Here is a 19661-nt window from a genome sequence, read left to right on the forward strand (position 1 = left end):
TCGGTTAGCGGTCAGACCTGAGTGGTCAGGCCCGGCGCATGTACGCCCTGATGCTCAGCGGCGCGAAGATCACGATCACGACCACCGAACCGATCAGCGACCAGGCCAGATCGCTGCCGTAGACATTGCCGTTCATCAGCGCTCGGGCCATGTTCACCATGTAGTACACGGGATTCACGTGATTGAGCCCCTGCATCCAGCCCGGCATGGTGCTGACCTGAGCGAAGGCACCGGACATGAAGGTCAGCGGGAACATCACCATCATCGAAATGCCCTGCACGCCAGCGGCGCTCTTACCGGTGACGCCGACCAGCGCCCAGATCCAGCTCACCGCGAAAGAGCAGACCACGATGACCAGACCGGCGACCACGACACCGACGAATCCGCCCTCGGGCCGGTAGCCGATGGCCAGGCCGACCAGGATGGTCAGGGTGGTGGCCAGCGCATAGCGCACCATATCCGCGATCAACGCGCCCGCGAGAGCCGAAATGCGGGCAATGGGCAGGGATTTGAATCGGTCGAAGACGCCCTTGTCCATATCCTCGCGCAGTTGGGTACCGGTCACGACCGAGGTCAGGATCACGGTCTGCACCAGAATGCCGGGAACCAGAACCGGCAGATAGTTCGACACACTCCCGCCGATCGCCCCGCCGAAGATATAGGCGAACAGCGCGGTGAACAGGATCGGCTGAACCGTCACATCGAACAGCTGCTCGGGATTGTGCTTGATCTTGAGGATGCCCCGGTAGGCCATGGTGAACGAGCTCGCCACGGTCTGGCGGAGGCTGATGTGATTGCTGACCTCCGGGATCGAGTGTGGTGCCGCATACCGTGCGGCCTGATCAGGGGCGGTAATGGTGGTCATGCCGCGCTCCGTTCGTTGTCGTCTTCGGCCGGGTGGCCGGTGATGGTGAGGAAGACCTCGTCGAGGCTGGGCTTGCTGACAGTGATCTCGTCGATCGCGATCTCCCACTCGCGCAGGCGAATCAGTAGATCGGCGGTCATGCCCGCGTCCTGCAGCGGCGCCGTGAGCCGTCCGGCCTCCGGCGTGATCTGGGCCTCGGTGCCCAGGAATTCGCCGACAATGCGGCGGGCCTCATCGAGCTGGGCCCGATCGACCAGCGTCAGGTGTAGTGAGGAGCCGCCGATCGAGGCCTTGAGCTGGTCGGCGGTGCCGTCGGCGATCACCTTGCCGTGGTCGATGACGGCGATCCGGTCGGCGAGCTGATCGGCCTCGTCGAGGTACTGCGTGGTGAGCAGCACCGTCGCGCCCTCGCGGACCAGTCGGCGGATGGTCTCCCACATCTGGGCGCGGGTGCGCGGATCGAGGCCGGTTGTCGGCTCGTCCAGGAACAGCAGCGGCGGTGTCGCAATCAGGCTGGCGGCCAGATCGAGACGGCGCCGCATGCCGCCGGAGAAGTTCTTCAGCGGCTTGTCCGCCGCCTCGGTGAGGTCGAACTCCTCGAGCAATTCGACCGACTTGCGCCTGGCATCGATGCGGCTCAGACCGAGCAGGCGGGAGAAGATGACCAGGTTTTCGGTGGCGGTGAGATCCTCGTCGACCGAGGCGTACTGCCCGGTGACGCCGACCAGGGACCGCACGGCCGTCGGTTCGGCGACGACGTCACGGCCGAAGATGCGGGCGCTGCCGCCGTCCGGGCGCAGCAGGGTGGCCAACATGCGGATGGTCGTGGTCTTGCCCGCGCCGTTCGGTCCGAGCACGCCGTAGACCGAGCCCTGCGGAACCGCCAGGCTCACACCGTCGACGGCGCGCTGTTCCCCGAACACCTTGACCAGGCCGTCCGCCTCTACGGCGAGCGCTGAACTGGGTGTGAAAGAAGTCATGGGTAAGACTTTGGGGCCGGTGTCTTGCACGGCCCTTGCACCGCAGTGTCGCCCCATTCTTGCACCGGCTTGCATCGGCCGAGCCCGCCGGACGCGCGTTGCCGGAGTCGCGCCGAACGGCCGGATGCACCTGTGTTCGCGCACGAATCGGCCCCGGATCACGGCAGAACGTCCTGGTTCAGCTGTGGGGTTCGGCGTAGGGCCGCATACCGAATCCCGGAGGTGCCGAAGGTCGGTACCGAGCCGGTCGGTGTACTAGTGCGTCGACTCCGCGAGCAAGTGTTCGCGCAGTTTCGCGCGGTCCGGTTTACCTGGTCCGCGCAAGGGCAGCTCGTCGAGGATCGCGAGTTCGCGTGGGGCGGCGATGGAGTCGAGTTCGCGCACGACGTGGTCGCGCAGTTCCTCGAGGGTCGGGCTCGCGCCGGCGGCGGGGACAACGGCGACGGCGACCCGTTGACCGAGCCTGTCGTCGGGCAGGCCGAGCACCACGCATTCGCTGATTCCCGGATGGTTGATCAGCACGGCCTCCACCACCTGCGGGATGACGAGCAGCCCACCGGTCATGATCGCCTCGTCGAGCCGTCCGGTGATGCTGAGCACGCCGTTCTCATAGGTGCCCGCGTCCTCGGTGCGGAACCAGCCGGGTTCGGCGAAGGCCGGATGGTCGGGATGACCGCGGTAGCCAGTGGCGATCATCGCGCCGCCGAGCAGGACGCGACCGTCCTCGATGCGAATCTCGGTGCCGTCCAGCGCAATACCGTCGTATACGCAACCACCGCAGGTTTCGCTCATGCCGTAGGTGCGAACGACATTGATACCGGCCGCTTTCGCGCGTTCATAGACCCGAGCCGGAGTGGCGGCGCCACCGACCAGCACGCCGTCCAACTGGGCCAGCGCCGCCGCCGCGGCGGGTGCCTCCAGGGCCTTGATGAGCTGGGTCGGGACCAATGCGGAGTACCGGCGCTCACCGCGCATACCGGAGATGGCGCCCGCGAGCGCCTCGGGTAGGAAGCCGCCGGAAACGTCGAGGACGGCGGGTTCGGTACCGGCCAGGATGCTGCGCAGCAACACCTGAATGCCGGCGATGTGGTGGGTCGGCAGGGCGAGCAGCCAGGTGCCGGGACCACCGAGACGATCGTGGGTCGCGGTCCCGCTGGCCCGCAGCGCCGCCGCGCTGAGCATGGCGCCCTTCGGGACACCGGTGGTGCCGGAAGTGGTCACCACGAGCGCCACCTCGTCATCGATCGGCTCGCCCGGAGCCAGCGCATCGCTGAGTCGCCGGGCCTCCCGGCGGTCGCTGGTGGGTATCGGCAACCAGGCTGGACCGTTCCCCTCCAACACTTCTCGCAAATGCGGCATCACATCGCCGAGCCCCGATCCCGTCGGCATCGGCAGCGTCCGCAGGGTTTTGCTCATGACGGTGCCTCGCTGAGGTTCGGCTCCATCGGGCGCGGGTCCGCAGTGTGCGGGCGCGCAGTACCCATGGTTCGCTCGCTTCGCTCTCTCACGACTGCACCTCGCTGCTGCTCGGCCCTGTCGTGCGCAGGCGCGCTGTGTTCATGGTTCGCTCGCTGCGCTCCCTCACGACCTTGATCGTGTCATGTCAGCGTCACCGCATGCGGCAGGGGTCGGTTTGCTGAGGCAGCGGGGAGTGGCTTCGGCCGCGTCAGGGGAGGAGAACTCGGGTACGCCGGACATCGAGACTGCGATTCACTCGGAGGACGGTACTCAGTGGCGGTCACCCGGACGTCGGCGGTCGGGCGGCCATCCGTGCGTTATCGTCCTCGCCGGGGTCGGCATTGGCAACTCGGACCGGGTCGCCCTGGTCGCCGCCGCCCGCGCGATCAGTCCGGTGACCAGCGCGAATCCCGTCGGATCGGATGCTCGGCAGGCACTTCGACCAAAACGATGGGCACCCCGTCCGGATCGTGCACCCACATCTCGATCAACCCCCACGGCTCCTGCACCGGCGCGCGATCGATCGAGATGCCCTTGAGCGCGAGTTCGGCCGCGGTGTCCGAAATGTCGCGTACCTGCAGCCAGAGCGCGCCCTCGAACGCCGTGGATCTACCCGATCCGCCGTGTGCGGCCACCTCGACCAGCGACTGTCCAGCGAAGAAAACAGTGCCGCCCGGATACTCCCGCGCGATCGCCAGCCCGAGTCCGTCGCGGTAGAAGGCGAGTGTGGCGCGATAGTCGGCGGGCCGCAGGATGACTCGGCTGCTGAGGATGTCCATGTCAGAAGTACCAGGGGTAGGGGGTCCAGTCCGGCTTGCGCTTCTCCAGGAAGGCGTCGCGGCCCTCGACCGCTTCATCGGTCATGTACGCCATCCGGGTGGCCTCGCCCGCGAACAGTTGCTGGCCGACCAGACCGTCGTCGAGCAGATTGAACGCGTACTTGAGCATGCGCTGGGCCTGCGGGGATTTGCCATTGATATCGGCGGCCCACTCCAGCGCGACATTCTCCAGTTCGGCGTGGTCGACGACCTTGTTCACCGCGCCCATCTGATGCATTTCCTCGGCGGTGTAGGGACGGCCGAGGAAGAAGATTTCGCGCGCGAATTTCTGGCCGACCATTTTCGCGAGATATGCACTGCCGTAACCGCCGTCGAAGCTGCCGACATCGGCGTCGGTCTGCTTGAATCTGGCGTGCTCGCGGCTGGCCAGGGTCAGATCGCAGACCACGTGCAGGCTGTGCCCGCCGCCCGCGGCCCAGCCGTTGACCAGCGCGATGACCACCTTCGGCATGAACCGGATCAACCGCTGCACTTCGAGGATGTGCAGGCGGCCCGCGCGCGCCTGGTCGACGGTGTCCGCGGTCTCGCCTTCGGCGTACTGGTAGCCGCTGCGGCCGCGGATGCGCTGGTCGCCGCCGGAGCAGAAGGCCCAGCCGCCGTCCTTCGGGCTCGGTCCGTTGCCGGTGAGCAGGACCGCGCCGACGTCCGGGGTCATCCTGGCGTGATCGAGCGCGCGATAGAGCTCGTCGACCGTATGGGGACGGAACGCATTGCGCACCTCCGGCCGATCGAAGGCCACCCGGACGGTGCCCTGTTCGATATGCCGGTGATAGGTGATGTCGGTCAGGTTCTCGAACCCTGGAACGGGCCGCCACAGCTTCGGATTGAACGTCACCCCAGTGATTATTGCTTCCGTCGATAATCCGGGCGCCAGCGAGTTCCATGCGAACTTCTACGGTGCCGACGGCGTTACTCGGCGGTACGACTTGACGGTGTAAAACAAGACGTTACCGTGCAGGTATGGATGCAGCATCGCGGAGCGATTCGATGAGGGGCGGCGGTCGGGCGACGGGAGGGCGTGAGGCAGTGAAACGGGTTACCGAGCGAAGTGTCGGACGATCCGGCCCGCGCATCGACCACAGTGCGGTGGACGAATCCCGGTACGACAAGCACGGTGGCTTCCCCAAGGTCTCCCGCGCGCGGATCGGGGCCAACTTCGGGCCGTTCGTCGAGGTCATGCGCACCCTGCAGGATCTGGCCGTCTCCGTGGACGCGCCCGACGAGGTCTTCGGTGACGCGCTCGCCCAGGCGCGAGCGCTCGTCGAACTGCTCGAGCCCTATCGTGCGCCCGAACTCCAGGGCCCGGCGGGCCGCGCGGTCGAATTGCCCGGGCGCGGCAGCCTTTTGCTGCTGCCGTGGCAGGTGGTCGAGGCCGGACCCGATGGCATCGAGATGACCGGTGAGTTCCGCCGCTACCACCTCGGCGGCAATGGCGCCGCGCACGGCGGTGTGCTCCCGCTGCTCTTCGACGACCTGCTCGGCATGATCGTGCATTACGCGGGACGACCGATCAGCCGCACCGCCTACCTCCATGTGAACTATCGCAAGATCACTCCGCTGGAGACGTCGCTGACCGTGCGCGGTCGCGTCGACCGCATCGAAGGGCGCAAAACGTACATAACCGCGGAATTGGCCGATGAGCAGGGCAATGTCCTCGCAGATTGTGAAGGATTGATGGTCCAATTGCTGCCGTGGCAGCCGTAGCCGGAAGAGCGCCGTGTGACCGCGCGCACCAGTGCGTATAGTGACGTGCGCTCGTTCATCGACATCGATCCCGGAGGAACCTGAAAGTGGTTGCAGCACTGTCTGAATCCCTGCTCGACGACGCTAAGCGCACGGCCTTCCTTGCCGATGCCAAGGAGGTTCTGGACGCCGAGGTGTCGGACAAGGGTGGTGCGTCTGGCCTTGCGGTCAAGGGTGGGTACGCGGCGATCAAGAAGATCAGCCCCAACATCGTGCCCGATGCGCTGGAGTCGTTGGCGCCCAAGCTGGTATCCCAGCTGGAGCCCTTCTGGCAGGAATACACGGCCACGGGATCCGGCAGTTTCGCCGACCTGCTGGTCGCCAAGTCCGATGAGGTCGCCGAGGCATTGCTCGCGGTGACCGACGCGCGTGCCGAGGCCTCGACGCGTCCGGCGCTGCAGAAGGTCTACTCGTCGATGCGTTCCTCGGCCAAGAAGAACGTCATCGAGGCGTTGCCGCGCCTCGGCGACCTCGTGCAGCGCCACGCTTGAGTTCGATTTGCAGCGCCTGCGGCGCTGCGTGTTCGCGGCCCCCTGGTGTCTCGCGTCCGAGCAGTCGAGACTCGCGCCTTCGGCGCATGCGCTTCGACTACTCGGCCGCGAGACGGGCCGCGAACTCCTCGCTCGTAAGACTCGCTCCGCAGTGGTCGGTAGGGCGGTGATCCTTGCGCCGCATCTCAAATCCGCTTCGGCGAGGCGGGATTTCGATGTGCGGCGCATACCGGCCGCCCGCGTCCGGTGGTGGGCGCGGGCGGCAAATTCCCACTCGAACACCTGTTTGTGAGCAGGGTGACGAAGACGTCGGAGCAACTGTCTGAGAGGCTGGAGGCGTGAATCCGTCTACAGCACAGGCGCAGGTGGTCGTTGACGAACTCGCGCGCGGGGGTGTGCGAGACGTCGTTCTGTGTCCTGGGTCCAGGAACGCGCCGCTGGCATTCGCCCTCCAGGCGGCCGATGCGGCGGGCAAGCTACGGCTGCACATGCGCATCGACGAGCGGACCGCTGGCTTTCTGGCCATCGGGCTCGCGATTGCCAGCCGACTGCCGGTACCGGTCGTCATGACCTCGGGAACCGCCGTCGCCAATCTCGGTCCCGCGGTGCTGGAGGCGAACTACGCCCGGGTTCCGCTGGTGGTGCTCAGTGCCAACCGGCCCTACGAGATGCTCGGCTCCGGCGCCAATCAGACCGTGGAGCAGTTCGGTCTGTTCGGCAGCCAGGTGCGTGCCTCGATCAGCCTCGGACTCGCCGAGCAGGAGTGCGGGGACGGTGCGCCCTACAGCCAGCAGAACAGCCAGTGGCGTTCGGCCGTCTGCCGGGTGCTGGCCGCGGCCCGCGGCACCCGCTCCGGCAATGCCGGGCCGGTGCATTTCGATATTCCACTGCGCGAGCCGCTGGTCCCGGATCACGCGCCGGGTGAATCGGCGCCGCAGGGGCGCGTCGGTGGTGCCGCGTGGACGTCGACCCAGTACGCGACGCTCGATGTCCCACTCGAACTCGATCTCACGCCCGATACGGTCGTCATCTCCGGCCACGGCGCCGGATTGCGTCCGGAACTGGCCGAGCTGCCGACGGTCGCCGAACCCACCGCTCCGATGCACGGCCCGGCCCTGCATCCGCTGGCATTGCCGCTGCTGAAGCCGCGCCAGGCGATCATCACCGGGCGGCCGACGCTGCATCGTCAGGTCGCGAAGGTGCTCGCCGACCCGTCCATCACCGTCTACGCGCTCACCACCGGTCCGCGCTGGCCCGATGTCTCCGGCAATGTGGTCGGCACCGGAACCAGAGCGATCATCTCGGGTGCGCCGCGCGCCGAATGGCTGGCGTACTGCCGGGAATTGAACGCGAAGGCCGATCGGGTGGTCCGCGCGGAACTCGCCAAGCATCCGAAGCCGACCGGCCTACATGTCGCGGGTGTGGTGATGGACGCACTGCGCGAGGGTGACCAGCTGCTGCTCGGCGCATCCAATCCGGTGCGTGACGCGGCCCTGGTCTCGCATCCGCGCCCCGGTATCCGGGTGCTGTCCAATCGCGGCGTCGCGGGTATCGACGGCACCGTCTCCACGGCCGTCGGCGCGGCACTGCACCACACCGGTCGCACCATCGCGCTGATCGGTGACCTCACCTTCCTGCACGACGCCTCCGGCCTGCTCATCGGCCGCGGCGAACCCCGGCCCGCCGATCTGACCATCGTGGTCGCCAATGACGACGGCGGCGGCATCTTCGAACTCCTCGAACAGGGCGACCCGCAGTACGCCGGTGTCTTCGAGCGCGTCTTCGGCACCCCGCACGGGATGGATCTGGCCGCGTTGTGCGCCGCCTATCGGATCCCGCACAAGCAGGTCGATCCGGAGCACTTGGCGGCCGAATTGGCGGGGCATGCGCACGGTCTGCGCGTACTCGAAGTGGCGACCGAGCGCTCCAGCCTGCGTGAGTTGCACGCGACGGTCCGGGCCAAGATCGCGCCGTGAGCCGAGAGCTCAGTACGCCGGACCCGGTTCGTGATCGTCATCGAGCGGAACGGCGATCGACTGCTCCACCACATCGGCCGGATCGGCGCTGAAGGCGTCCCGGTCGACCGCGGCCACCAGATCGCGTTCGCTGCTGATATCCGCCCTGTCATCGTCGTAGTCGGGATAGGCGACGACGGACTGCTCGACGTAGTCGGCCTCGCCAACCTCGTCCAGCGTGCGGGATGTGCTGGGATCGGTCATCGTTCACTCCTCTCCGCGCGTGCTCTGCGGCCGGGTACCCGATTATCTGCCGGGGGAAAACCAGGTGCTGCGGGAATCGCAGCGCGAGCGGACATCAGTCCAACACTGTTGAGAATGCTCCTAGTTCGGCCGCACGGCAACCCATCCGCTACTCGGGTCGCCTCACTCGCCCTCGACCGGACCAGACCCGTTCGCGGGATGTTCGACCAGCGCCAGTGTGCGCCCGGCCAGGAACCGCGCGGTACGCACCGGGACTCCGGTGCGCGTCACCTCGCTGACTTCCACCACGCCCCGCGCGATGCGGACCTCGACCTTGCGCCCCGCACGCGTTGCGGCCACTTCATAACTGCGAGACTCGTCGCCGAAGTCGACGACGATCTCCACCCGATCGCCCTTCATCTACCAATTCTCCGCTTTTCCAGCACTTTTCGCCGCTACGACTTGGTTGCGATGGGGTGCGGTAGGAGCCGCGAGGAGGCTCACGCCCGGCGCGGGATCGGCTCGGCCGCGGTCCAGCGCGAGGAGGCCCCGATGCACCCGATTTTCGATCTCGAACCGGCCGCGACCGCCATGGCGGCGGTGGTCGGCGCAATTGCCGATGAACAGCTCACGGCACCGACACCCTGCGCCGATACCTCCGTGCGTGATCTGCTCGCCCACGTCATCATGCTCACCGAGGCTTCTCGGCAGGCCGCGACCAAGGAGGCGGTCGGCCGTTCGGTCCCGCCCGCGGTCGGCCCGGAGACCGCGCTGCCCGACGACTGGCGTGCGCGCATCCCGGCCCAGCTGAAGGCGCTGGTCGAGGCCTGGCGGGATCCGGCGGCCTGGAACGGTGCGACCGAGGCGGGCGGTGTATCGGCTCCGGCGGTGGTGATGGCGACGACCGCACTCAACGAAACCGTCGTGCACAGTTGGGATCTCGCCCTGGCAACCGGTCAGCGACCGGCCGCCGATCCATCCATCTATCGGTTCTGCTCGAATTCCTCAGTAACACACCGGCCGAAGGCGCACCGGGCATGTTCGGCCCCGTCGTGCCGGTGCCCGACACCGCCGGAACTGGATCGAGTCATCGGACTCACCGGTCGCGATCCGGCCTGGACTCGCTGATCGCCTGCGGCATCGCCGGCGCCGCCGCGAGTTCGAGCTGATCCTTTCGGTGCGGGGCAGAGCCGGTCTCTGTCGCGGTGAGCCGGGACGGTCGTAATGCCCACCGCGCTGGCTTCATGAGTCCTCAGGTGCAGTTGGCGTTTTCGCGTCTTTCGTAAAGATGCCCGCGGCGGCCGCCTGGGCGGCCGCCGCGGCGGCGGTGCTGGCGGCTTCGTCATCGATCGGGTCGCCGCTGGCGAGCAGGCGGTAGTAGAGCGGGGCCGAGACCGCGGTGAGTACGGCGCGGGCGTCGGTTCCGTCCGGGATTTCGCCTCGTGCGATGGCGGCATCGATGCAGGGCGACCATTCGGTGAGGCGGATGTCGTAGAAGCGGCGCAGTGCGGCGGCGGCCGTCTCATCGCAGGTGGCCGCGGCGATGACCGCTTGGAAGAGCCTGCCCTGGCGTGGGTCGGTGAGGGTTTTGGCGACCAGGCGGGCATTGGCGGTGAGATCGCCGAGTAGCGAGCCGGTGTCGGCGTGCGGCAGCGACTGTTCGGCCATATCGACGAGTAGATCGGCGACCAGTCCGGTGGAGTTGCGCCAGCGTCGGTATGCCGTGGTCTTGCCGACCTCCGCGCGTGCCGCGACCTCGGTCAGATCCAGGTGCGCGAAACCGCGTTCGGCGAGCAGATCGCCCGCGGCCTGCAAGACCGCCTCGCGGACGCGGGCGGTGCGCCCACCTGGGCGGACCGAGCCGGGGGTGGCATTGTCGGACGGCATAACGGAACTCCAGTTTCATTTATGGCGCAATGGGTGTAGGTTCGACCGTGTTAACGGAACTATAGACCCTTTAGGAGTCATCATGGAGTACCGGCGGCTCGGCGCGTCAGGTCTGCACGTCCCGGCCCTGAGCTTCGGCGCGGGCACCTTCGGCGGGCGCGGGGAACTGTTCAGCGCATGGGGTGATACCGATGCGGAGCAGGCCCGTCGCCTGGTCGATATCAGCCTGGACGCGGGCGTCACCCTGTTCGATACGGCCGATGTCTATTCCGACGGCGCCTCCGAGGAAGTGCTCGGCGCGGCCATCGAGGGCAGGCGCGATCGGCTGCTGCTGTCCACCAAGGCGAGCCTGCCGACCGGTCCGGCGCCGTTCGAGGCGGGCTCCGGACGTGCGCGGCTCATCAAGGCCGTCGAGGGTTCACTGCGCAGGCTCGGCACCGACTACATCGACCTGTTCCAGCTGCACGCCTTCGACGCACACACCCCGGTCGAGGAGGTTCTCGCGGCACTGGACGATCTGGTGCGCGCGGGCAAGATCCGCTATCTGGGAGCCTCCAACTTCGCGGGCTGGCAGCTGATGAAATCCCTCGCCGCGGCGGACCGGCACGGCCTGACCCGCTATGTGGCCCATCAGGTCTACTACTCGCTCGTCGGCCGCGACTACGAGTGGGAGCTGATGCCGCTCGGTCGGGATCAGGGCGTGGGCGCGGTGGTGTGGAGCCCGCTCGGCTGGGGCCGCCTGACCGGGAAAATCCGCCGTGGCCAGCCGCTTCCGGCGGGCAGCCGCCTGCACCAGACCGCCGCGGCGGGCCCACCGGTCGATGACGAGAGGCTCTACGACGTGGTCGATATCCTCGACGAACTCGCCGCCGAGACCGGAAAGACCGTCCCGCAGATCGCCCTCAACTGGCTCCTGCGCCGCCCCACGGTTTCGACGGTCATCGTCGGCGCGCGCAACGAGGAGCAGCTGCGCCAGAACCTCGGCGCGATCGGCTGGGAACTCGACGCCGACCAGATGGCCCGCCTCGACAAGGCCAGCGCCGTCACGCCGCCGTACCCGTACTACCCCTACTACCGGCTGCCCGACTTCGCCCGCCTGAATCCGCCCGCGGTATAGGGGATCAGTAGACGTCGCGGACGTAGCGCTTCTCGGCGACCAACTGTTTCTTGAACGCCAGCGCACCGTCCTCGTCGAGCTTGCCGTGGATCCTGGCAATGGTGAGCAGGGTGTCGTCCACATCCTTGGCCATCCGCGCGGCGTCGCCGCACACATAGAAGTACGCGCCGTCGCGCAGCCAGGACCACAGCTCCGCACCGTGTTCGATCATGCGGTGCTGCACGTAGATTCGCTCGCGCTGGTCGCGGGAGAAGGCCAGATCGAGGCGGGTGAGGAAGCCGGAGCGGAACATGTCTTCCAATTCGGCACGGTAGTAGAAGTTCTGGGCGGCATGCTGATCGCCGAAGAACAGCCAGTTGCGCCCGGAACATCCGAGGGCGCGGCGCTCCTGGAGGAAGCCGCGGAAGGGCGCGATACCGGTACCGGGACCGACCATGATCATCGGTGCCGTCGGATCCAGCGGCGGCCGGAAATGCGGTGCGCGCTGCAGGAAGATCGGCACCGCCGCCGCATCGGCGTCGGCGCGGTCGGCGAGGAAGGTCGAGCACACCCCACCGCGGCGCGCCGCCGAGCCGATCGCCGCCGGATCGCCGTAGCGGACGATCCCGACGGTGAGCTGCACCTCATCGGGACTGACCAGCGGGCTCGACGATATCGAATACTGGCGCGGTTGCAGCTTTTTCAGCGTGCCGAGCCATTCGACGAGATCGGCCCGCACCGGGAAGTCGCGCAGCACATCGACGGCCTGTCGGTCCCACAGGTAGTTGTCGAGTTCATTGCGATTATCGCGGCGCAGCAGTTTCGCCAGCCGGTTGTTCGGATTGCGTTCGGCGATGAAGGTGAGTAGATCGTGGCTGACCTTCGTTATGTCATAGCGGGTACGCAGCGCCTGGCCCAGCGGCAGTTCCTGGTCGTCGACCTCGATGACCCGGCGGCCGTCCAATCCGGTGGCACCGAGCCATTCGGTCACCAGCGAGCCGCAATTCGCGGGCCATACCCCGAGCGAATCGCCGACCTCGTAGGACGCTTCCAGCCCGTGCAGGTCGAATCCGAACTGGCGCACTTCCTTCGGCGATCCGGTATGTGATAGCGGCTCATTGCGCACCAGCGGTGCGGTCACCGGCGCGTTGCGGGTGAACGACGCGGGGCCCGAGCTCTGAGTCCGGCCCAGGGCCGGAGCGGTGCGGGGCAGTACCAACGTGGCAGTGCCACCGGTGGGACGCATCGGCATCCGAGTTCCGTCGGCACCGGACGAACTCGCCTCGGACGCGCCGGTTTCCCGACCGCCGTCGAGTGCGGTGAGCACCTCGTCGAGCCAGCGCGCCGCCGATTCCTCGTAATCGGGTTCGCTGTCGACGCGCGCCAGCAGTCGGGTGGCCCCGCGTTCGGTCAGCTTCGTGTCCAGTTTGCGGCCGTGGCCGCAGAAGTCGTCATAGGAGGAGTCGCCGAGCGCGAAGACCGCGTACTGCATGCCGGTCAATCGGATCACGCTGTCGTTCAGGCGTTCCCAGAAGTCGGTTCCGTTATCCGGCGGACCGCCGTCGCCGAAGGTGCTGCTGATCACCAGCACATCGCCGGTGAGCTCGTCGAGTTCGCACGAGTCCATATCGAGCAGCCGTGGGGTGTAACCGCATTCGGCCAGGCGCGCGGCGGCCGTAACGGCCAGTTCCTCGGCGGTGCCGGTCTGGGACGCCCACAGCACGGTGATGGGGCGGGCCGGTGGCTCGTCCGGAGTATCGTCGGCGGGCGCCGATGGGGTCGGCGATGCGGCACTGCGCGAGTACATGCCCGCCAGCAGCCCATCGATCCACAACCGGCTGTGCTGGGCGATCGGCGCGGACGCGGGCAGCACCGGCTGCCCGGTCACCGGAATGGACTGCAACGCCGAGAGATATCCGGTGAGATAGATGCGCTCGGTCTCGCTCAGTGTCGGGGCAATGCCCGCATCGAGCCCGAGCATGACCGCCAGCGGATGCGCGTCCGGCGAGCCATTGACAGCGATTGCTCCCGGTGCGGCTGGTTCGCTCAACGGCTGTGTCGAAGAGTCCGCTACTCCGGCGGGTGCTTGCGGCTGCGGCACCGCCGCGACCCGCCGCAATGACACCGCGCACGCCTTGTACTCGGGCTGCAGCGAGGCCGCATCCACCGCGTCATTGGTCACCGCATTGATCGTCAGATACTCGCCCTGCTCGTCATTCCAATGGAATGGTGCGAAGCAATCACCGGGCCGCACCCGGTCGCTGACCTGCGCCGACAGCACCGCTCGTCCGCGCCGCGAGGCGATTTCGAGCTGATCGCCCGCCTCGACCCCGAGCCGCTGGGCATCGGCGGGATGCACCTCGACGAACGGCTGCCCGGTCAATTTCGTCAGCTTGTCGATCTTGCCGGTCTTGGTCATGGTGTGCCACTGATGCTGCAGTCGACCGGTGTTCAATACGAACGGGTAGTCGTCATCGGGCATCTCCTCCGGCGCCATATGCGGGCGCGGCCAGAACACCGCACGACGGCTCGGTGTCGCGAAGGCCAGCCGGGGCTGATGTCCGGCGTCGTCGATGAAAGGCTCCTGACTGACACCGTCATTGAGATAGCGGATCGGATTGCGTGCGCGATCGGGCTCGGCACACGGCCACTGCATCGGCCCTTCGCGCAACCGGTCATAGCTCATACCACGCAGGTCGTATCCGGTGGCCGGATTGGCGAACTGCTTGATCTCGTCGAAAACCTCCGCACCGGAGGTGTATTCGAACCCCTCGAAGCCCATTGCCGTGGCGACCTGCGCGATCAGCAGCCAGTCCGGGCGCGCTTCGCCGATCGGATCGACCGAGCGCTGCAATAGCGTGACATTGCGCTCCGAATTCACCATCACCGCATCGGCCTCGGCCCACAGCGTGGCGGGCAGCAGCAGGTCCGCATAGGCGTTTGTTGCGGTCTCGGTGTAGGCGTCCTGCACGATCACCAGCTCGGCTGCCTCGAGACCGCCGATGACCGTCTTCCGATTGGCCACGGTGGCAACGGGATTGGTGCAGATGATCCAGGCCGCCTTGATCTGCCCATCGGACAACGCACGGAACATCTCGATGGTGCCGGGACCGGCCTCGTCGCGCAGCGTGCCGGGCTCGACACCCCAGGCGGCCTCCACGAAGGTGCGGTCGGCGGGGGAGAGCAGGCTGCGCTGGCCGGGCAGTCCCGGACCCATATAACCCATTTCGCGTCCGCCCATGGCATTGGGCTGGCCCGTCAGCGAGAACGGCCCACTGCCGGGACGGCAGATGGCGCCGGTGGCCAGGTGCAGATTGCAGATCGCGTTGGTGTTCCAGGTGCCGTGGGTGGACTGGTTGAGCCCCATGGTCCACAGCGACATCCATTCCCCCGCTTCGCCGATCCAACGCGCGGCCGTGCGGATATCCTGCTCGGCCAGTCCGGTGATCTCGGCGACCTTGTCCGGTGGATAGTCGGCAAGGAATTCGGGCATCGCCGTCCACCCCTCGGTGTGCTCGGCGATGAAATCCGCATCGATATCACCGTTTTCGACGAGCAGGTGCAGCAGCCCGTTCAACAGCGCGAGATCGGTGCCCGGTGCGATCTGCAGGAACAGATCCGCGCGCGCCGCCGTATCGGTGCGCCGCGGATCCACCACGATCAGCTTCGCGCCATCCTTGACCCGGTCGACCATGCGCAGATAGAGAATCGGGTGGCAGTCGGCCATATTCGCGCCGATCACGAAGAACAGATCGGCGTGCTCGAAGTCGTCATAGGATCCGGGCGGCCCGTCCGCACCGAGCGACTGCTTATAGCCGGTCCCGGCGCTGGCCATACACAATCGGGAATTGGCCTCGATGTGCTTGGTCCGCAGATAGCCCTTGGCCAACTTGTTCGCCAGGTACTGCGCCTCCAGCGACATCTGTCCAGAGACGTACAGCGCGATCGCATCCGGTCCGTGCTCGTCCAGAATCGCCCGCAGCCGGGTCGCCGCCTCGTGCACCGCCTCATCGACGGGCAACGGCACCGGCACCTGGCCGCGCTGGGGCCGCCGGTACGCGGTCTCCATCCGCCCCGGCACCCGCATCAACTCCAGATGGGTGGCGCCCTTGGTGCACAGCCTGCCCGCATTCGTCGGATGCAGCTTGTCACCGCGCACCTTGGCGATGACCGGCGCACCATCGGCGCCCGCACGCGTCTCGACGGTGATACCGCAGCCGACGCCGCAGTACGAGCATGCCGTTCTGGCGGTGCTCGTGCCGTCGGAGGCTGCATCGGTCATGCCACCGATCATGCTGATCGCCGATTGCGCCGGATTTACCCAACGTTATCGGGAGGTGACAAATAACCTCACCGGCACAAAAGTCGTCGGTGAGCTGTGGCGCACACCACAGAAATATCCCGTGACCAGGACGTTAGCCCAATTTGTAGCCGCGATGCAGCGCGACGATCCCGCCCGTCAGATTCCGCCACTTCACCGACGACCAACCCACATCCGCGATCCGCATCGCCAACTGCCGCTGATTCGGCCAGGCGCGCACGGATTCGGCGAGATAGACATAGGCGTCCGGATTGCTGCTGACCGCCCGCGCCACCTTCGGCAGCGCCTTCATCAAATACTCCATGTAGATGGTGCTGAAAACCGGCACCACCGGTGTGGAGAACTCGCAGACCACCAACCGCCCGCCCGGCTTGGTGACCCGCAGCATCTCGCGCAGCGCCTGATCGGTCTCGGAGATATTGCGCAGGCCATAGGAGATGGTCACCGCATCGAACGAATTGTCGGCGAAGGGCAGCGCGGTCGCGTCGGCCGCCACCATCGGCACATTGCGGAACTTGCCCGCGGCGAGCATGCCGAGCGAGAAGTCGGCGGCCAGACACCACGCGCCGGACTTCGCCAGGTCGAGCGTGGAAATCCCGGTGCCAGCGGCGAGATCGAGCACCCGCTCACCGGGTCGCGGTGCCAGCGCCTTGCGCACCGCCCAGCGCCAATATCGGTCCTGTCCCAACGAAATGACGGTATTGGTCAGGTCGTACCGCTTCGCGACCCCGTCGAACATCGACGCGACCTCGTGCGGCTGCTTGTCCAGCGAGGCTCGAACCGATTCCCGCTGCTCTGTTTTCGCCACACCCTGAACCTACCGCGCGTACCAGCCGACCCACGAGAACCCTCACACTCAACTGGCCCAGACAGTTTCGATCACCGCTGTATGCGCGGTTTTCGCATGGTCACGCGCGCCGCCTGGCGCGAATGGGAACCACGACGTCGCGAAACTCACATGACGGAGCCGAGATTCGCGCCGTCAGGCGGTGTGCGGCAGTTGCATCCGAATACCGGTGACATCGGCGTAGTGCCCCATCAACTCGGTGCAGATGGCGGGCCAGGTCCGATGCAGCACCGACTTGCGCGCGGCACTGGCGAACCGCGCCCTGGTTACCGGATCGCGAAGCGCCGCAACCGCACTGGGCAGCAGTTCGGAGAAGCGGTCCACGGGTAGTAGGTAGCCGTTGCGGCAGTGCGCGATCAGGTCGCGCGGTCCGCCCGCATCGGGCCCGATCACCGGAACCCCGGCGGCCAGCGCCTCCTGCACACCCTGACAGAACGTCTCGTGCTCGCCCGCGTGCACCATCACATCCAGACTCGCGTAGGCCTGCGCCAGCTCGGCACCGCCGAGCTCACCGGTGAACACCGCGGTGGGCATCATCCGCGCCAACCGGGCGCGTTCCGGCCCGTCCCCGACGATCACCAGCTGGATCTTCGGATCGCTCGCCAGCACCGCGAGGCGCTCCACATGCTTCTCCGGAGCCAGCCGACCGACGAAACCGACGAGCAGCCTGTCCTGCCCACGCAACCAGGAGGCCCGCAGTTCCGGTCGTTTCGCCGATGGCGTGAACCGGGCGATATCGACCCCGCGCCCCCAGCGGTGCACCCGCGGAATACCGTGCCGCGCCAAATCCTCGGCGGCCGCGCGCGATGGCGCCAATGTCCGCGTCGCGCCCTCGTGGATGCGCCGCGTCCATGCCCAGGCCGCCCGACTGGCCAGCCCGAGCCCATAGCTCTTCGCGAATCCGGCGACATCGGTCTGATAGATGGCCACCGACGGCAGGTCCAACCGCATGGCGGCGCCGAGCCCACCGGCGCCGAGCAGGAACGGCGAGGCCAGATGCACCACATCGGCGTCGAACTCATCGATCACGGCGGTGATTCCGGGCTGCGGCAGGCCGACCGGCAACGAACTGACCTTCGGCACCATCACCGCGGGCACCCGATACACCGGGAACCGGCTGTGGTCGTCCGCGGCGGCGGGCAGCCCGCGCGGCGTATCCGGCGCGATCACCAATGCCTCGTGACCGTGTTGGTCCAGGTGATCCAGCACCCGGAGCACGGAATTGACGACGCCGTTCATATTCGGCAGGAACGACTCCGAAACGATGGCTACGCGCACCCTGTCAGACTGACTCGCGCACCGCGCCGCGCCGTCACGTCGACGTGACCGGTACGCAAAGATCCGGCGAACTGTCGGGGTGCCGGGTCCGGCTCAGGTGGCGCTCGCGGCGGCGCGCGCGCCGTCGGCGGGTCCCGGCGTGCGGCGCCGGGACCGGGCCAGAATCCACATCGTTGGCAGCGCGACACCCCACACCACCACGATCACCGACAGTGCGGGCTGAATCGCGACCCGCACATCACGCCCGGCCACCCGCACCAGATCCGGATCGCTGCGGCTGTACTCCACATTGATCCGCTCACCCGCGGTGAGATTGGTCGGATACAGCACGCCGACCTTCGGATTGTGCGTCTTGCCGTCGGGCGTCACATAGGTGACCGCCGAGCGCAACCGCCCGGCCGAGAGCACCTCGGCGGAGGTCACACCCTTGTCGGAGCTGATCAGATAGTCATTGCGCCAGGCGGCGAGCACCAAGAGCCCGACCAGCGTGCTGATCACTATCGCCGCTGTCAGGACACCGATCCTGGCCCGCCGCAGGCGGTTCGACCGCCTTGCAGACTGGCTGGTTTCCGACACTCCAACAGGCTACTTGCCGCCTCCGCTAGCGTGGCGCCCATGTCCCGAAAATTCAGCTTCACCGTGCCCTACGCCGTACCGGTCGAAGATCTCCACCGGGCACTCACCAACGACGAAGTCTGGCGGTCCCGGTTCGCGGGTGCCGAATCCGCCGTAGTCGACCTATCGCACCCCGACGGCGCGGACACCATCCGCATCCATATGACGGAAAAGGCCAGCAACGACAAGGTTCCCGGCATAGTGCGCAAGGTGCTCAAGAGCGACCTGGTGCTCTCGCGGACCGACAACTGGCAGGCGCTGAACGGCGAGATCGCCAAGGGCACCTTCGAGGGCGCCACCGGCGGCATCGCCAGCGAGATGACGGGCACCTACGAACTCCGCCCGACCGCCGAGGGGTCGGAAATCGAGGTCGTCGGCACGGTGCAGGTGAAGGTTCCGCTGGTCGGCGGCGCCATCGAACCGCTCGCCGAACAACTGCATCACCGGGTGCTCGAGAGCGAACGCAAACATATCGAGGCGTGGTTCGCCACCCAGGCCAGCGCCTGAGCCAGCCGCGCGGCACACGCCCCGGTCGAAGGCCAGGGCGTGTGCGGGCCGCTGGTCAGGCGAAGTCCTCCGGACTGAATTCCTTGGGTTCCACCAGCACCAACCAGTTGCCGGAGTTGTCGCGGATGATCGCCTCGGTGCCGTAGGGGCGGTCGGCGGGCGGCTGAATGAATTCCACGCCCTTGGCGGTCAGCTCCTCGAAGGTCTTCTGACAGTTATCGGTCTTCAACCCGAGCGCGCCGTTGGTGCCATTGGCCAGTGCCCGGCGGATGGCGTCGGCCAGATTGTCATCCAGCGGCGGTCCCGGAATCATCAGGGTGATCTCGAGTTCGCGATGATCGGGATGTGCGACGCTGACCCAGCGGAATCCGTTCTCGCCCATGGTTACATCGCTGGTCTCAACGAATCCGAGCTTGTCGATGTACCACTGCTTCGCCGCGTCCTGATCGGTGACGTACACGGTGACCAGGGAAACGTTGGTAATAGTCATGCCCAAAGGCTAGAAAACGCGGTGCTCCGGCCGCTTCTCCGAAATT

General features: G+C 67.0%; 19 protein-coding genes. 6 read left to right on the forward strand and 13 right to left on the reverse strand.

From position 1 onward, the window contains the following. Positions 1-25: 25 nt before the first annotated feature. The 5 genes from ACQP0C_RS04865 to ACQP0C_RS04885 all read right to left on the reverse strand — a co-directional run bounded on the left by ACQP0C_RS04865 (position 26) and on the right by ACQP0C_RS04885 (position 4977). The gene (locus tag ACQP0C_RS04865; RefSeq protein ID WP_433730946.1) at positions 26-865 is read right to left on the reverse strand and encodes an ABC transporter permease; all 840 of its coding nucleotides are present in this window, start codon (positions 863-865) and stop codon (positions 26-28) included. Beyond that, entirely contained in the window at positions 862-1845 is a 984-nt protein-coding gene (locus ACQP0C_RS04870) for an ATP-binding cassette domain-containing protein (RefSeq protein ID WP_433730948.1), read from the reverse strand. Before ACQP0C_RS04870 ends, ACQP0C_RS04865 begins: the two co-directional genes overlap by 4 nt. A 255-nt stretch (positions 1846-2100) precedes the next feature. Further along, positions 2101-3261, reverse strand: a complete 1161-nt coding sequence (gene menE, locus ACQP0C_RS04875; RefSeq protein ID WP_433730950.1) for an o-succinylbenzoate--CoA ligase — start codon at positions 3259-3261, stop codon at positions 2101-2103. Between the two features lie 428 nt (positions 3262-3689). Continuing rightward, positions 3690-4082, reverse strand: coding sequence for a VOC family protein (locus tag ACQP0C_RS04880; protein ID WP_433682471.1), 393 nt, complete (start codon positions 4080-4082; stop codon positions 3690-3692). A 1-nt stretch (position 4083) separates the two neighbouring features. Next, positions 4084-4977 (reverse strand): 1,4-dihydroxy-2-naphthoyl-CoA synthase, encoded by an 894-nt coding sequence (locus tag ACQP0C_RS04885; RefSeq protein WP_354959900.1) that lies wholly within the window; start codon positions 4975-4977, stop codon positions 4084-4086. A 236-nt stretch (positions 4978-5213) separates the two neighbouring features. On the opposite strand from ACQP0C_RS04885, the gene ACQP0C_RS04890 reads away from it, so the two are divergent. The 3 genes from ACQP0C_RS04890 (at position 5214) to menD (ending at position 8352) form a co-directional block, all read left to right on the forward strand. Then, the gene (locus ACQP0C_RS04890) at positions 5214-5846 is read left to right on the forward strand and encodes a PaaI family thioesterase (RefSeq protein WP_433734439.1); all 633 of its coding nucleotides are present in this window, start codon (positions 5214-5216) and stop codon (positions 5844-5846) included. An 86-nt stretch (positions 5847-5932) separates the two neighbouring features. Further along, on the forward strand, positions 5933-6376 hold the full coding sequence (locus ACQP0C_RS04895) for a DUF6918 family protein (protein WP_433730952.1): 444 nt from the start codon (positions 5933-5935) through the stop codon (positions 6374-6376). Between the two features lie 338 nt (positions 6377-6714). Then, positions 6715-8352, forward strand: coding sequence for a 2-succinyl-5-enolpyruvyl-6-hydroxy-3-cyclohexene-1-carboxylic-acid synthase (gene menD, locus ACQP0C_RS04900; protein WP_433730954.1), 1638 nt, complete (start codon positions 6715-6717; stop codon positions 8350-8352). 9 nt (positions 8353-8361) lie between these two features. Here the strand turns inward: menD and ACQP0C_RS04905 are convergent, their stop codons facing one another. Both ACQP0C_RS04905 and ACQP0C_RS04910 read right to left on the reverse strand, forming a co-directional pair. Further along, positions 8362-8595: a hypothetical protein gene (locus ACQP0C_RS04905; protein WP_433730956.1), complete on the reverse strand. Its 234-nt coding sequence runs from the start codon at positions 8593-8595 to the stop codon at positions 8362-8364. Positions 8596-8757: 162 nt separating this feature from the next. Continuing rightward, positions 8758-8994 carry a hypothetical protein gene (locus ACQP0C_RS04910; RefSeq protein ID WP_354960287.1) on the reverse strand — a complete coding sequence of 79 codons (237 nt, stop codon included), beginning with the start codon at positions 8992-8994 and terminating at the stop codon, positions 8758-8760. 132 nt (positions 8995-9126) lie between these two features. On the opposite strand from ACQP0C_RS04910, the gene ACQP0C_RS04915 reads away from it, so the two are divergent. Next, the gene (locus tag ACQP0C_RS04915) at positions 9127-9702 is read left to right on the forward strand and encodes a TIGR03086 family metal-binding protein (protein ID WP_433730958.1); all 576 of its coding nucleotides are present in this window, start codon (positions 9127-9129) and stop codon (positions 9700-9702) included. A gap of 114 nt (positions 9703-9816) precedes the next feature. Here the strand turns inward: ACQP0C_RS04915 and ACQP0C_RS04920 are convergent, their stop codons facing one another. Beyond that, the gene (locus tag ACQP0C_RS04920; protein WP_433730960.1) at positions 9817-10461 is read right to left on the reverse strand and encodes a TetR/AcrR family transcriptional regulator C-terminal ligand-binding domain-containing protein; all 645 of its coding nucleotides are present in this window, start codon (positions 10459-10461) and stop codon (positions 9817-9819) included. A gap of 82 nt (positions 10462-10543) precedes the next feature. Here ACQP0C_RS04920 and ACQP0C_RS04925 point away from each other — a divergent pair, with 82 nt between their 5' ends. Further along, complete coding sequence (locus ACQP0C_RS04925; RefSeq protein ID WP_433730962.1) at positions 10544-11578, forward strand: aldo/keto reductase; 1035 nt, start codon at positions 10544-10546, stop codon at positions 11576-11578. 4 nt (positions 11579-11582) lie between these two features. Here ACQP0C_RS04925 and ACQP0C_RS04930 read toward each other — a convergent pair whose 3' ends face one another. From ACQP0C_RS04930 to ACQP0C_RS04945, 4 genes are all read right to left on the reverse strand, one after another. Continuing rightward, positions 11583-15839 (reverse strand): molybdopterin-dependent oxidoreductase, encoded by a 4257-nt coding sequence (locus ACQP0C_RS04930; protein ID WP_433730964.1) that lies wholly within the window; start codon positions 15837-15839, stop codon positions 11583-11585. A gap of 133 nt (positions 15840-15972) precedes the next feature. Beyond that, positions 15973-16686, reverse strand: coding sequence for a demethylmenaquinone methyltransferase (locus ACQP0C_RS04935; protein WP_433730966.1), 714 nt, complete (start codon positions 16684-16686; stop codon positions 15973-15975). 174 nt (positions 16687-16860) lie between these two features. Beyond that, on the reverse strand, positions 16861-18003 hold the full coding sequence (locus ACQP0C_RS04940) for a glycosyltransferase family 4 protein (RefSeq protein ID WP_433730968.1): 1143 nt from the start codon (positions 18001-18003) through the stop codon (positions 16861-16863). A gap of 93 nt (positions 18004-18096) precedes the next feature. Continuing rightward, positions 18097-18579 carry a DUF3592 domain-containing protein gene (locus ACQP0C_RS04945; protein WP_433730970.1) on the reverse strand — a complete coding sequence of 161 codons (483 nt, stop codon included), beginning with the start codon at positions 18577-18579 and terminating at the stop codon, positions 18097-18099. 39 nt (positions 18580-18618) lie between these two features. Between ACQP0C_RS04945 and ACQP0C_RS04950 the strand changes: the two genes are divergently transcribed. Continuing rightward, positions 18619-19125 carry a DUF2505 domain-containing protein gene (locus ACQP0C_RS04950; RefSeq protein WP_433730972.1) on the forward strand — a complete coding sequence of 169 codons (507 nt, stop codon included), beginning with the start codon at positions 18619-18621 and terminating at the stop codon, positions 19123-19125. 55 nt (positions 19126-19180) lie between these two features. On the opposite strand, the gene ACQP0C_RS04955 is transcribed toward ACQP0C_RS04950, so the two are convergent. Continuing rightward, positions 19181-19615, reverse strand: a complete 435-nt coding sequence (locus ACQP0C_RS04955; RefSeq protein WP_433730974.1) for a VOC family protein — start codon at positions 19613-19615, stop codon at positions 19181-19183. Between the last annotated feature and the right edge of the window lie 46 nt (positions 19616-19661).

The sequence above is a fragment of the Nocardia sp. CA-129566 genome (genome assembly GCF_050956075.1).
Classification (GTDB): domain Bacteria; phylum Actinomycetota; class Actinomycetes; order Mycobacteriales; family Mycobacteriaceae; genus Nocardia.